Origin of the sequence: Amycolatopsis sp. NPDC049688 (assembly GCF_040674975.1) — a bacterium.
Taxonomy (GTDB): Bacteria; Actinomycetota; Actinomycetes; order Mycobacteriales; family Pseudonocardiaceae; genus Amycolatopsis.
The window spans coordinates 328,682-341,401 of sequence record NZ_JBFANY010000006.1 but is presented as its reverse complement, the minus strand read 5'-3'; the positions used below and the strand labels follow the sequence as shown (position 1 = coordinate 341,401).

Annotated in this window: 14 protein-coding genes; 9 read left to right on the top strand and 5 right to left on the bottom strand. The window is 71.4% G+C overall.

Annotation, left to right across the window (positions count from 1 at the left end; translation table 11 throughout):
• Positions 1-6 precede the first annotated feature (6 nt).
• Positions 7-1,224: a multidrug effflux MFS transporter gene (locus AB0J55_RS22770; RefSeq protein WP_364251667.1), complete on the bottom strand. Its 1,218-nt coding sequence runs from the start codon at positions 1,222-1,224 to the stop codon at positions 7-9.
• Positions 1,225-1,426: 202 nt separating this feature from the next.
• On the opposite strand from AB0J55_RS22770, the gene AB0J55_RS22765 reads away from it, so the two are divergent.
• Genes AB0J55_RS22765 through AB0J55_RS22740 form a run of 6 tightly spaced genes read left to right on the top strand, consistent with a single transcriptional unit; the run spans position 1,427 to position 7,931 of the window.
• Positions 1,427-2,278 carry a fumarylacetoacetate hydrolase family protein gene (locus AB0J55_RS22765; protein WP_364251664.1) on the top strand — a complete coding sequence of 284 codons (852 nt, stop codon included), beginning with the start codon at positions 1,427-1,429 and terminating at the stop codon, positions 2,276-2,278.
• 2 nt (positions 2,279-2,280) lie between these two features.
• Positions 2,281-3,585 carry an enolase C-terminal domain-like protein gene (locus AB0J55_RS22760; RefSeq protein WP_364251662.1) on the top strand — a complete coding sequence of 435 codons (1,305 nt, stop codon included), beginning with the start codon at positions 2,281-2,283 and terminating at the stop codon, positions 3,583-3,585.
• Entirely contained in the window at positions 3,578-4,324 is a 747-nt protein-coding gene (locus tag AB0J55_RS22755; RefSeq protein WP_364251659.1) for an SDR family oxidoreductase, read from the top strand. The genes AB0J55_RS22760 and AB0J55_RS22755 overlap by 8 nt, the downstream gene beginning before the upstream one ends.
• Positions 4,325-4,360: 36 nt before the next feature.
• The gene (locus tag AB0J55_RS22750) at positions 4,361-5,401 is read left to right on the top strand and encodes a sugar ABC transporter substrate-binding protein (protein ID WP_364251656.1); all 1,041 of its coding nucleotides are present in this window, start codon (positions 4,361-4,363) and stop codon (positions 5,399-5,401) included.
• Positions 5,398-6,921, top strand: a complete 1,524-nt coding sequence (locus AB0J55_RS22745; protein ID WP_364251654.1) for a sugar ABC transporter ATP-binding protein — start codon at positions 5,398-5,400, stop codon at positions 6,919-6,921. The genes AB0J55_RS22750 and AB0J55_RS22745 overlap by 4 nt, the downstream gene beginning before the upstream one ends.
• Positions 6,918-7,931, top strand: coding sequence for an ABC transporter permease (locus tag AB0J55_RS22740; RefSeq protein WP_364251651.1), 1,014 nt, complete (start codon positions 6,918-6,920; stop codon positions 7,929-7,931). Before AB0J55_RS22745 ends, AB0J55_RS22740 begins: the two co-directional genes overlap by 4 nt.
• Positions 7,932-7,975: 44 nt before the next feature.
• Here the strand turns inward: AB0J55_RS22740 and AB0J55_RS22735 are convergent, their stop codons facing one another.
• Positions 7,976-8,707, bottom strand: a complete 732-nt coding sequence (locus tag AB0J55_RS22735; RefSeq protein WP_364251648.1) for a FadR/GntR family transcriptional regulator — start codon at positions 8,705-8,707, stop codon at positions 7,976-7,978.
• Positions 8,708-8,787: 80 nt separating this feature from the next.
• Between AB0J55_RS22735 and AB0J55_RS22730 the strand changes: the two genes are divergently transcribed.
• The 3 genes from AB0J55_RS22730 to AB0J55_RS22720 are packed head-to-tail and all read left to right on the top strand — an operon-like array spanning position 8,788 to position 10,948.
• Positions 8,788-9,126: an L-rhamnose mutarotase gene (locus tag AB0J55_RS22730; protein ID WP_364251645.1), complete on the top strand. Its 339-nt coding sequence runs from the start codon at positions 8,788-8,790 to the stop codon at positions 9,124-9,126.
• A gap of 5 nt (positions 9,127-9,131) precedes the next feature.
• Entirely contained in the window at positions 9,132-10,100 is a 969-nt protein-coding gene (locus AB0J55_RS22725; RefSeq protein WP_364251642.1) for an aldo/keto reductase, read from the top strand.
• On the top strand, positions 10,097-10,948 hold the full coding sequence (locus tag AB0J55_RS22720) for an amidohydrolase family protein (protein ID WP_364251639.1): 852 nt from the start codon (positions 10,097-10,099) through the stop codon (positions 10,946-10,948). Before AB0J55_RS22725 ends, AB0J55_RS22720 begins: the two co-directional genes overlap by 4 nt.
• Before the next feature lie 33 nt (positions 10,949-10,981).
• Here AB0J55_RS22720 and shbA read toward each other — a convergent pair whose 3' ends face one another.
• The 3 genes from shbA to AB0J55_RS22705 all read right to left on the bottom strand — a co-directional run bounded on the left by shbA (position 10,982) and on the right by AB0J55_RS22705 (position 12,714).
• Positions 10,982-11,638: an RNA polymerase sigma factor ShbA gene (gene shbA / locus AB0J55_RS22715; RefSeq protein ID WP_364251637.1), complete on the bottom strand. Its 657-nt coding sequence runs from the start codon at positions 11,636-11,638 to the stop codon at positions 10,982-10,984.
• 253 nt (positions 11,639-11,891) lie between these two features.
• Positions 11,892-12,188: a DUF202 domain-containing protein gene (locus tag AB0J55_RS22710; RefSeq protein WP_364251634.1), complete on the bottom strand. Its 297-nt coding sequence runs from the start codon at positions 12,186-12,188 to the stop codon at positions 11,892-11,894.
• Between the two features lie 172 nt (positions 12,189-12,360).
• The gene (locus AB0J55_RS22705; RefSeq protein WP_364251632.1) at positions 12,361-12,714 is read right to left on the bottom strand and encodes a DUF202 domain-containing protein; all 354 of its coding nucleotides are present in this window, start codon (positions 12,712-12,714) and stop codon (positions 12,361-12,363) included.
• Positions 12,715-12,720: the final 6 nt, after the last annotated feature.

The window sequence follows — 12,720 nt, the reverse complement described above, 5'->3', positions numbered from 1 at the left end:
AGTGTTCTAACCCTGTTTCCCACTCACGACCGGGCGGGCCAGCGTCAGGTAGGCGGCCAGCGCCAGGACGGCGAACCCCGCCATGGTCGCGGCCATCGGCACCGCCGTCCCCGGCCCGCCGAGGCCGACCAGCGGCGTCGCCGCCGCGCCCACCACGAACTGCAGCACCCCCAGCAACGCCGAAGCCGCCCCGGCCGAGCGGGCGTGTGAAGCCAGCGCCAGCGAACTCGCGTTCGGCATCACCAGGCCGATGCTCGACACCAGCAGGAACAGCGACACCAGCAGCAGCGCCAGCGAAGCCCGCAAGAGCACCGAAGCCAGCACGAAAGTTCCGCCGGCCACCCCGAGCAGCAGCCCGGAAAGCAGCAGCACCCGCTCCCGGACCCGGCCGACCAGCCGGCCGTTGAGCTGCCCCGCCAGCACGATCCCGACGCCGTTCGCCCCGAACACCAGGCTGTACGCCTGCGGACTCAACCCGTACACGCCCTGCAGGGCGAACGACGAGCCCGAGATGTAGGCGAACATCGACGCGAACAGCAGCCCCGATGCCAGCGCGTACCCGGCGAACGACCGGTCCAGCGCCAGCCGCCCGTAGGTGCGCATCACCTGGCTGAGCCGCAGCGGAGACCGCGCCGAAGATGGCTCCGGCAGGAAGAACACGACCACCGCCAGCAGCAGCGCGCCGAACGCGGTCAAAACCACGAACACCCCGCGCCACGACGTCCAGGTGAGCAGCTGGCCGCCGATGAGCGGGGCCAGGATCGGGGCCAGGCCGCTGACCAGCATCAACGTCGAGAAGAACTTCGTCATCGCGGTGCCGGAGAACAGGTCGCGGACGGTGGCGCGCGCGATCACGATCCCCGCCGCCGCGCCGAGGGACTGCACGAACCGGGCGGCGACCAGCAGCCACGCGTCCGGGCTCACCGCGCACAGCACCGAACCCACGACGTACAGCGCGAGCCCGGCCAGCAGCGGCCGGCGGCGGCCGAGCGCGTCCGACAGCGGCCCGAGCACCAGCTGGCCCAGCGCCAGCCCCACGATGAACGCGCTCAGCGTCAGCTGGACCGTGCTGTCCGCGGCGTGCAGGTCGGCCGCCATCCGCGGCAGCGCGGGCAGGTACATGTCGATCGACAGCGGCCCGAACGCCGTCAGGCCGCCGAGGACGAGGACGAACTTCAGCTGCGCCCGCCTCGTCGGCGCGGTACGTTCCGCCGTGGTGGTCATGCACGTCCTTTCGCTCCCTGATGGGCAGCGGCGGGGCCGCCGGTGCTATTCCGGCTGTGATCGGTGACACCCCGTGGTCGTCGGCCCCGTGAACCGATACTGATCCGACCAATTTTGCAACCGATTCGGCGAAGGCTCTAGATCGCCGGTCACGACTGCGATATACATCGGATGTCTGGTCAGGTGGGTGAAGGGAATATCCGTGCAGCTTGTGCGCCTCGGGGAGCCGGGAAGTGAGCGTCCGTTCGTGCGTGCCGACGACGGCACGACCTACGAGCTGGGCGGGCTGACCGCCGACATCGACGGCGGCTTCCTCGCCGCAGACGGCATCGCGCGCACGGCCGCCGCGCTCGCCGCCGGGGAGCTGCCGGAAGCCGCGGAAACCGGCCTGCGCGTCGGCTCGCCGGTCGCCCGGCCCGGCAAGGTCGTCTGCATCGGCATGAACTACCGCCGCCACGCCGAGGAAACCGGCGCGACCCCGCCTGCCGAGCCGGTCGTGTTCCTGAAGGCACCGGACGTCGTGGTCGGCCCGGCCGACGACGTCCTCATCCCGCGCGGGTCGAACGCCACCGACTGGGAAGTGGAACTCGGCGTCGTCATCGGCAAGACCGCCCGCTACCTCGACAGCGTCGACGAAGCCCTGGAGTACGTCGCCGGGTACGTCGTCTCGAACGACGTCTCCGAGCGCGACCTGCAGTTCCGCACCGGCCAGTGGGACAAGGGCAAGTCCTGCGAGAACTTCAACCCGCTCGGCCCGGCACTGGTCCCGGCGAGCGAGGTGCCCGACCCCCAGGACCTCGGCCTGCGGCTGTGGATCAACGGCGAGAAGAAGCAGGACTCGTCCACCAAGGACATGATCTTCACCGTCGCCGAGATCGTCCACCACCTGTCCCAGGTGATGGTGCTGCGGCCCGGCGACCTGATCAACACCGGCACCCCGGAGGGCGTCGCGCTCGGGCACCCCGACCCGAAGCCCTACCTGCGCGACGGCGACGTCATCGAGCTCGAGATCGACGGGCTCGGCCGGCAGCGCCAGACCGCCAGGCAGGCCTGACCATGGCGAAGATCATCGGCATGGAGGTCCTCGACGTCCGCTTCCCGACGTCGAAGGAGCTCGACGGCTCGGACGCGATGAACCCCGACCCGGACTACTCCGCCGCCTACGTCGTGCTGCACGCCGACGGCGGCCCGGACGGCTACGGCCTGGCCTTCACCATCGGCCGCGGCAACGACGTCCAGGCCGCCGCGATCCGCGCGCTCGCCCCGCACGTCGTGGGCCGGGAGATCCCCGAGGACGCGGCGGCGCTCGGCGAGCTGTCGCGCACGCTCGTCGGCGACTCGCAGTTCCGCTGGCTGGGCCCGGAAAAGGGGGTCGCGCACATGGCGGTCGGCGCGGTGGTCAACGCCGCGTGGGACCTCGCCGCCCGCTGCGCGAACCTGCCGGTCTGGCAGTTCGCGGCCCGGATGACGCCCGAGGAACTCGTGTCGCTCGTCGACTTCCGGTACCTCACCGACGCGCTCACCGAAGCCGAGGCCCTCGACATCCTCCGCCGTGCGGAACCCGGCCGCGCCGAACGCACGAAGCAGCTGGAGGCCAGGGGCTACCGCGCCTACAGCACGTCGCCCGGCTGGCTCGGGTACGCCGACGCCAAGCTCGTGCGGCTCGCCGAGCAGGCGGTGGCCGACGGCTTCGAGATGATCAAGCTGAAGGTCGGCGGCAACCTCGAGGACGACGTCCGCCGGATGAAACTGGCGCGCGAGACCGTCGGCCAGGACGTCCGGATCGCCGTCGACGCCAACCAGCGCTGGGACGTGTCCGCGGCGGTCGCCTGGATGACCGCGCTGGCGCCGTACGACCCGTACTGGATCGAGGAGCCGACGTCCCCGGACGACGTCCTCGGGCACGCGGCGATCGCGAAAGCGCTTGCGCCGATCCGGGTCGCGACCGGCGAGCACGTCCAGAACCGCGTGATCTTCAAGCAGCTGCTGCAGGCGGACGCGATTTCGGTGCTGCAGCTGGACGCCGCCCGCGTCGGCGGGTTCAACGAGAACCTGGCCATCCTGCTGCTGGCCGCCAAGTTCGGCGTCCCGGTGTGCCCGCACGCCGGTGGCGTGGGGCTCTGCGAGCTCGTGCGGCACCTGTCGATGTTCGACTTCGTCGCGGTGTCCGGCACCGACACCGACCGGTCCATCGAGTGGGTCGACCACCTGCACGAGCACTTCACCGACCCGGCCGTCGTCGAGCGCGGCCGGTACCTCGCCCCGACCGCACCCGGGTTCTCCGCGCGCATGCACGACGCCACGCTGCGCCGGTTCCGGTTCCCGGACGGTCCCGAGTGGACGGAGACCGCAAGTGAGTGAATTCGAGGGCCTGGTGGCCGCCGTCACCGGAGGCGCCTCGGGCATCGGCAAGGCGGTGGCGGACCTGCTCACCGAGCGCGGTGCGCAGGTGGCGGTGCTGGACCTGAAGCCGGACGACGACGGCTTCCGCTGCGACGTCGGCTCCGATCAGGAAGTCCGCGAAGCGATCGACGCCGTCGTGGACCGCTTCGGGCGGCTCGACATCCTGGTCAACAACGCCGGGATCGGCGCGCAAGGCGACGTCACGGCCAACGGCGACGACGAGTGGCACCGCGTGTTCGACGTCAACGTCGTCGGCATGGTCCGGCTCGCCCGCGCGGCGCTGCCGCACCTCAAGAACTCGCCGTCCGCGGCGATCGTCAACACCTGCTCCATCGCGGCCTGGGCCGGCTTGCCCAACCGCGCGCTGTATTCGGCCAGCAAGGGCGCGGTGCTCTCGCTGACCCTGGCCATGGCGACCGACCACCTGCCCGACCGCATCCGCGTCAACTGCGTGTGCCCGGGCACGGCGGACACCCCGTGGGTGGGCCGGCTGCTCGACGCCGCCGACGACCCGGCGGCCGAACGCGCGGCCCTCGCGGCCCGCCAGCCGATGGGCCGGCTGGTGACCGCGGCCGAGGTCGCGAACGCGATCGCCTACCTGGCGAGCCCCCTGTCCGCTTCGACCACCGGCACCGCGCTCGCGGTCGACGGCGGCATGTACGGCCTGCGTCCTCGCGGCCCCGTTCACCACGACTAGAAGACTTGATTCCCCGCCGTCATCAAGGAGGATGCTGTGCGCACGAAGGTGATCAAGGTGGCCGCCGTCGCCGCCTGCGGCCTGGTACTGGCCGCCTGTGGGTCCACTAAGGACAACGCGTCGGCGCCCGCGGCGGGTGGTGGCGCGGGCGGCAAGGTCGGGGCGACGCTGCCGCTGCTGACCTCGCCGTTCTGGCAGGCCTACAACAACTACGTGCCGAAGATGGCCAAGGAGGAGGGCGTCGACGTCCTCCCGACGGTCAACGCCGACAGCGACCCCGCGAAGCTGATCACCGACATCGGCACCTTCCTCAACCAGGGCGTCAAGGGCCTGGTCGTGACGCCGCTGGACTCCGCGGCCATCGTCGCCGGGCTCAAGCAGGCGGAGAACAAGGGCGTCCCGGTCGTCGCGGTCGACGTCGCTCCCGAAAGCGGCAAGGTCGCGATGGTGGTGCGGGCCGACAACAAGGCCTACGGCACCAAGGCGTGCGACGCGATCGGCACGAAGGTCAAGTCGGGCAAGGTCGTGCAGATCATGGGCGACCTGGCCTCGGTCAACGGCCGCGACCGCTCGGAAGCCTTCCGCGACTGCATGAAGCAGAAGTACCCGGGCATCCAGGTGCTGGAGATCCCGGCCGAGTGGAAGGCCGACAAGGCGTCCTCCGGCCTGGACAGCATGCTCACCGCGAACCCGGACATCAAGGGCGTCTACATGCAGGCCGGCGGGGTCTACCTGGCCCCGACCGAACAGGCGCTCAAGCGCAAGAACCTGTTCTTCCCGGTCGGCGACCCGAAGCACATCGTGCTCGTGTCCAACGACGGCATCCCGCAGGAACTGGCCGCGATCCGCGCCGGCGAGCTGGACGCCACGGTGTCCCAGCCGGCCGACGCGTACGCGAAGTACGGCCTGTACTGGCTGAAGAAGGCCATGGCGGGCGAGACGTTCAAGCCGGGCCCGACCGACCACGGCAGCACCATCGTCGAGATCAGCCCCGGCATCCTCGAAGACCAGCTGCCCGCGCCCGTCATCACCAAGGACAACGTGGACGACAAGGCCCTGTGGGGGAACAACCTGTGACCGCGCTGCCCGCCGGCGAATCCGCCGTCCCGGTGGTCAGCGCCGTAGGAGTCGGGAAGCGCTACGGCCCCACCGTGGCGCTCCACGACGTCAGCCTCACCGTGCACCCCGGCGAGTCGCACGCGCTCGTCGGGCGCAACGGGGCCGGCAAGTCGACGCTCGTCTCCATCCTCACCGGCCTGTCCGCCACGGACACCGGGCACGTCGAGTTCGCCGGGGTGCCGGCCCCGCCCCTGACCAGGCAGGACGACTGGAAGGCGCGCGTCGCCTGCGTGTACCAGCACGCGATGGTCGTCCCGCAGCTCACCGTGGCCGAGAACCTGTTCCTCAACCGGCAGGCCGGCGGCGGGTTCTCGATCGGCTGGAAGTCGTTGCGGCGCAAGGCTCGCGAGCTGCTGGACTCGTGGGACGTGCACGTCGACGTCGACACCCCGGCCGGGGACCTCTCGGTCGAGGACCGGCAGTTCGTCGAGATCGCCCGCGCGCTGTCCTACGGCGCCCGGTTCATCGTCCTCGACGAGCCGACCGCGCAGCTGGACAGCCAGGCCATCGAGCGGCTCTTCGACCGGATGCGCCAGATGCAGGCGGGCGGGGTGACGTTCCTGTTCATCTCGCACCACCTGCACGAGGTGTACGAGGTCTGCCAGGCCGTCACGGTGCTGCGCGACGCGAAGCACGTGCTCACCGCGCCGGTCGCCGAGGTCGGCAAGGCCCAGCTGGTCGACGCCATGACCGGCGAACCGGGCGGCCTGTCGGTCCGTGACGCCGCTTCCCGGGAGTCGCTGGAAGCGGACGCCGCCGAGATCCTCGCGGTCGACGGGCTTTCCGGCGACGGCTTCCGGGACGTCTCGTTCCGGCTGCGCCGCGGCGAGGTCGTCGGGCTGGCGGGCAGCAACGCCAGCGGCAAGCACCAGGTCGCGGAGACGGTCTACGGCCTGCGGACGCCGTCCGCGGGCACGATCCGCGTCGACGGCTCGCCGCTGCGGCCGGGGGACATCCCGGCGGCGATCCGGGCCGGCATCGGCTGCGTGCCGCGCGACCGGCACCACGAAGGACTGGTCCTGGAGCACTCGATCGCCGACAACACGACTCTGTCCATTTTGGACCGGATGGGCCGTGGCGGGATCGCGTCGCCCGCCGCCCGGCGCGCGAAGGCGGCGCAGGCTTTGAAGGACTACGACATCGTGGCCGCGAGCGCCGAGCAGCCCGTGTCGGACCTCTCCGGCGGCAACCAGCAGAAAGTCGTGCTGGCGCGGGCCCTGATCGGCGACCCGCGGGTGGTCGTGCTGATCAACCCGACCGCCGGGGTGGACGTGAAGTCGAAGGAGGCGCTGCTCGCGGTCGTCGACCGGGTGCGCGCCGAGGGCAAGGCGGTGCTGATCGTCAGCGACGAGCTCGACGACCTGCGCCTGAGCGACCGGGTCCTGGTGCTGCGCGCCGGGACCGTCGTCGCCGAACACCAGGCCGGGTGGTCCGACGGCGACCTCGTGGCCGACATCGAAGGAGTCGAGCTTTCGTGACCGACGTGATGACCTCCCCCACGACGCAGCTGCCCGCGCCACCCCGGCGCCGCAAGGCCGTCTGGCTGCGTGAACTCGCGCTCCTGCCCGCCCTGGTCGTGGTGTTCGTGATCGGCGGCCTGGTCGACGACACGTTCGTCGGCTGGAGCAACATCGTCAGCATCCTGACCGCATCGGCCGCGCTGTCGCTGGTCGTGCTCGGCGAGTCCCTGGTCCTGATCACCGGCAAGTTCGACCTGTCGCTGGAATCGACCATGGGCCTGGCGCCCGCGCTGGGCGCGATGGTCGTGATCCCGGCGGCGTCGGCCGGCTTCGGCGTCGAGCTGCCCGCGGCGATCGGGTTGCTGATCATCCCGTTGTGCGGGGCGCTGGTCGGGTTCGTCAACGGCTTCCTGATCGTGAAGCTGAAGCTGAACGCCTTCATCGTGACGCTGGCGATGCTGACCGTGTTGCGCGGTGTGCAGGTCGGGTCGACCAAGGGCAAAACGCTGTTCAACCTGCCCGACTCGTTCACGAACCTGGCGACGACGACGTTCGCCGGGCTGCCGATGTCGGTGTGGCTGGCGGCGCTGCTGTTCGCGGTCGCCGGCTGGGTGCTGCGCTACCACCGCGTCGGCCGTGCGCTGTACGCCATCGGCGGCAACCGCGAAGCCGCGCGGGCGGCGGGCGTGCGCGTCGACCGGATCGCGTGGGCGGTGTTCGTCGTGGCCGGGATCCTTGCGGCAATCGGGGGTCTGGCCTACACCGGATACGTCGGGGCCTTGGGCGCGAACCAGGGATCCGGCATGATCCTGCAGGTGTTCGCGGCGGCGGTGATCGGCGGCGTCTCGCTCGACGGCGGCAAGGGCACGCTGGTCGGCGCGCTGACCGGCGTCCTGCTGCTGTCGTCGGTGTCGAGCCTGCTCAACTACGCGCACGTCACGGCGGAGTGGCAGGGCGCGATCTACGGCGCCATCATCCTGGTCGCGCTGATCATCGCCCGGTACGCGGGCGGAAAGCCCCAAACCTGACGCTCGCCGCGTGAAGATCGGACCACTGCGAGGAGGTGGGTGTGTCAGGAGGCTGCCGCGGCCGGCCCGTCGTCCGAGTCGGGCACGGTCGGATCGTCCGCGGTGCCCAGGGCGTTGCGCAGCCACTGCTCCACGCCCGCGACGTGCACGGTCGCCCACGAACGGGCCAGCTCCGGCTCGCGCGCGGCGATGGCCTCGTAGATCGCCGTGTGCTGTTCGCGGGTCTTCGCGACCGCGCCCTCCTGCGTGAGGCCGCGCCAGATGCGGGCGCGGGCGGTCGGCCCGGAGAGGCTGTCGAGCAGCGAGCAGAGCACGGGGTTGCCGGAGCCGTCGGCGATCTTGCGGTGGAACTGCAGGTCGTTGGCGACCAGCGCCTCCACGGTCGGCGAGTCCTCCAGCTCGCTGAGCAGGGTGCCCAGCTCGGTGATGTCGTCGTCGCTCATGTGCAGCGCGGCCAGCGCGGTCGCCGCCGGCTCGAGGATCCGGCGCACGGCCAGGAAGTCGAGCACGGTGTCGTCGCGGTGGAAGTCGACCACGAACGTCATGGCGTCGAGCAGCAGGTTGGGCTCGAGGCTGGTGACATACGTGCCGTCGCCTTGCCGGACGTCCAGGACGCGGATCAGGCACAACGCCTTCACGGCCTCCCGCAGGGAACTGCGCGAAAGCCCGAGCCGCTGGGCCAGCTCGGCCTCCTTGGGCAGCCGGTCGCCCGGGGCGAGCTCCCCGGAGATGATCATGTCCTTGATCTTGTCGATCGCGACATCGGTGACGGGCACGGTGTCCGCCCTTCCCTGCAACAGACCTCGGATGTTTCGTGTTCCTCCCCAGCGTGCCATGTTCCGGCGAAGGAGTGGTGATGACCCACCAGCCCGCACCACAAAGAGTGGCTCTGCACACCCGGCTCAAGCCCGGCAAGGAGGCCGAGTACGAGTCCGTCCACGCGGTCATCCCGCCCGAGCTCGACACGGCGTTGCGCGAAGCCGGCGTGCGGACGTGGCGGATCTGGCGTAACGGTCTCGACCTCTTCCACGTCGTCGAAGTCGACGACTACGCGGCGATGCGGGCGGCACTGCGGGACCACCCCGCGAACGTCCCGTGGCAGGCCCGGATGGCCGAGCTGCTGGCCGTCGAAGACGACTACTCCGGCAACGACACCGGCATCGGGCTGGTCTGGGAACTGCCGGAAAAGGAGTGACGGCGTTGGAACTCTCCCTGTCCCCGCTCGGTCTCGGCTGCGCGCAGCTGGGCAACCTCTACCACGCGATCAGCGACGAGACGGCGGCCGCGACCGTGCGCCGCGCGTGGGACGAGGGCGTCCGCTACTTCGACACCGCGCCGCACTACGGCCTCGGACTGTCCGAAATCCGGCTCGGTGCGGCGCTGCGTTCGTACCCGCGTGACGAGTACGTGCTTTCGACGAAGGTCGGCCGCGTGCTGGAGCCGAACCCGGACGGCGCCGGCGAGACGGACGACGAGGGCTTCGCCGTCCCCGCCGCGTACAAGCGCCGCTGGGACTTCAGCCGCGACGGCGTCCTGCGGTCGTTGGAGGACAGCCTGACCCGGCTGGGGCTCGACCGCGTCGACGTCGTGTACGTCCACGACCCCGACGACCACTTCGACGAGGCCCTGCGCGGTGCCTTCCCGGCGTTGCGGGAACTGCGGGAGCAGGGCGTGATCGGCGCGTTCGGCGCCGGGATGAACCAGACGCGGCTGCCCGCCGAGTTCGTCCGCCGCACCGACCTCGACATCCTGCTCGTGGCCGGCCGGTACACGCTGCTCGGCCAGCCGGCGCTGGACGAGCTGTTCCCGCTGTGCGCCGAGCGCGGGGTCACGGTGGTCGTCGGCGGCGCGTTCAACGGCGGCATCCTGGCGACCGCCGAGCCGGGGCGCGTCTACGACTACGCCGAGGCGCCGCCGGAGCTGGTCGAGCGCGCGCGGCGGATCGCCGAGGTCTGCGCGCGGCACGGCGTCGAGCTGCCGGAAGCCGCCCTGGCGCTGCCGATGGCGCACCCTGCGGTGGCGTCGGTGGTCGTCGGCGCGCATGATCCCGAGCAGGTGAGTGTCAACGCGCGGCGGGCGCGGGCCGTCGTGCCGCCGGAGCTGTGGACCGAGCTCATCGGCGCGGGGCTGCTGCGCGCCGACGTCGTGATCGCCGAGGGAGTTTCATGATCGACGCGCACCACCACCTGTGGGACCCCTCGCGGCGCGAGTACCCCTGGATGGCGGGGGACGCCCTGGACCCGATCCGCCGCCCGTACACCGTCGACGACCTGCGCGCGGTGACGAAGGCGGCGGGGGTGCACGCGACGGTCCTGGTCCAGACGGTGTCGTCGGCCGAGGAGACCGAGGAGTTCCTCGCGACGGCGGCGGCGGAGCCGGTGATCGCGGGCGTGGTCGGCTGGGTGGACCTCACCGCCCCGGACGTCGCCGACCGGCTGGCCGCCCTCGACGGGCCCCTGTCCGGGATCCGGCACCAGGTGGAGAACGAGCCGGACGACGACTGGCTGCTGCGTCCCGAGGTGCTGGCCGGGCTGGGTGCGGTGGCGGCGGGCGGGTGGGCGTTCGACCTGCTCGTCCGGGCGCCCCAGCTGCCCGCGGCGGCGGCGCTGGCGGCGCGGCTGCCGGAGCTGCGCCTGGTCCTCGACCACGCGGCGAAGCCCCCGATCGCGACGGGGGAGTGGGAGCCGTGGGCCTCCGGCGTGGCCGCGCTGGCGGCGCACGAGAACGTGGTGTGCAAGCTGTCCGGGCTGGTCACCGAGGCGGACTGGTCCGGGTGGGAGGTCGGGCACCTGCGCCGGTACGTGGACCACGTGCTGGACGTGTTCGGCCCCGGGCGGCTGCTGTTCGGCTCGGACTGGCCGGTCTGCGAACTGGCGGCGTCGTACGAGGTGGTCGTGGACGCGGCGATCGCGCTGACCGGATCGCTGTCGGACGCCGAGCGCCTGGCCGTGTTCGAGCACAACGCCCGCGCGGTCTACGGCCTGGATGCGAGCGGGGACACCCCCTCCAGGGGGTGAAAGGGTGTCCCCGCCCGCCGCTGGCGTGGTCGGTCAGAACTCGTCGTCGCGGATCATGCCGCGCAGGCGGGTCAGGGCCCGGTGCTGCGTCACGCGGACGTTGCCCGGGGAGATCCCGAGTGCTTCGGCGGTTTCGGTCGCCGAGAAGCCGACGGCGATGCGCAGGGTCAGGATCTCCTGCTGCACGCGGGGCAGGGAGGCGAGCAGCTTGCCGAGCCGGGCACCGAGGTCCAGGTGCAGGGCGTGGCTTTCGGGTTCGTTGCCGGCGACCAGCGGGCGCTCCGGGAGCTCGGGGACGGGCTCGGAGCGGTCGCGGGCGACGGCGCGGTAGGCGTCGGCAACCTTGTTGGCGGCGATGGCGTGGACCAGGTAGAGGAAGGAGCCGCCGCGGTCCTGGTAGTCGGGCAGGGCCTTGAGGACGGCGAGGCAGACTTCCTGGGCGACGTCGTCGGCCGACAGGTAGGACAGGTCGCGGCCGCCCATGCGGGCGCGGCAGTAGCGGACCACCACCGGCTCGATCATCTGCAGCAGCGAGTGGATGGCGGCGGGGTTGCCGCCGCCGGCGTCCTTCACCAGGGGGTCGAGATCTTCCTTGGTGAGCCGCCCGCCCGGGCGCGGCAGATGCTCGGGAGCCCGATAATCGCGAAGCTCCGAAGCGGGCTGTTCGGTGGTCCTCGGCGGTGCTGTCATGGTCGTCTCCCCGGCCGACCCTCGACCGTCGCTGCCGGGGGTTCAACACTCCGTAACTGATCCATCGCAGAGGCTCCGAGAGATCCGGGCTGATCTGCGGTCCGTGCGACGCAGGGTAATCGTAAGCACCTCCACCCGAGTCAGTCCAGATTTCAACGACCAATACCCCGTTAGCAGGAGCGACCGTGATGTTCCCGCGACCCGGCGCCGCACATTGCGATTAATCTGTTTCAGGATGTGCCGACTTCACCCGTCAGTGGAGGATGACCACGGAGGCGGCCGTCGCGGTCACGGCCAGCGACGCGATCGCGGGCAGTGCCGGGCTCGCCGGACCGGGTTCGGGGGCGCGCAAGGCGCGTTCCCGCCGCGCGCCGATGGCCGCTAGCAGGGCAGATGTAACGGCGGCGAGCAGTGCGGGGATGAGAGAGAGGCCCCAGTGGTGCTGTGCGGCCGAGTGAAGGAGCAGCACGGTGCAGGCGGCCGACGCCAAGGCGGTCCGCCGCCAAGCGAGCCCAGTGCGCTCGGCTTGGGCGCCATCCGGGGTGGTCACGGCCGGATCCGGGGCGGCATGACGGTACTTATGACGTCACGATAATCGCGAACGAGCGGTATTCGCGGCGAACGTCGAAGCCCGGTCACGCCGACGGGGCGCTCTCGCTGGGGATGTCGGACGGCGGAGCCGGCGCCGGCGGCCGTCACCGTCCGCTGCGGGTTGTTGTCCCTCACGAGAGCACCAGCAACACGGCCGCGGCGACGATGAGGGCGAGCAGCCCGCCGGTCAGCACCAGGATCAGCCGGCTCGGCGGCAGCGGTTCCCCGGCCCGCATGGCGATCTGGACCCGCCGCCACCGCGGGTAGGCGGTCGCGGCCAGGATCCCGGCGAGAACGACGCAAAGCCCGGCAAGCACCGCACTGGCGGCAGCGGGCGACGGCACGAGCTGGTGCACGGCCACACCGCCGGCGAGTAGCCCGAGGGCGGTGCGGAGCCAGGCGAGGAAGGTGCGTTCGTTGGCCAGGGTGAACCGGTAGTCCGGTTCGGTGCCGCCCGCGTGGGGCTTGATGTCATCGGGGGCCACGGGTGC

Bases quoted from the DNA above. Each gene is read 5' to 3' on its own strand.
- AB0J55_RS22770 (WP_364251667.1), bottom strand. From the start codon at position 1,224: ATGACCACCACGGCGGAACGTACCGCGCCGACGAGGCGGGCGCAGCTG.
- AB0J55_RS22760 (WP_364251662.1), top strand. From the start codon at position 2,281: ATGGCGAAGATCATCGGCATGGAGGTCCTCGACGTCCGCTTCCCGACG.
- AB0J55_RS22730 (WP_364251645.1), top strand. From the start codon at position 8,788: ATGACCCACCAGCCCGCACCACAAAGAGTGGCTCTGCACACCCGGCTC.
- AB0J55_RS22720 (WP_364251639.1), top strand. From the start codon at position 10,097: ATGATCGACGCGCACCACCACCTGTGGGACCCCTCGCGGCGCGAGTAC.
- shbA (WP_364251637.1), bottom strand. From the start codon at position 11,638: ATGACAGCACCGCCGAGGACCACCGAACAGCCCGCTTCGGAGCTTCGC.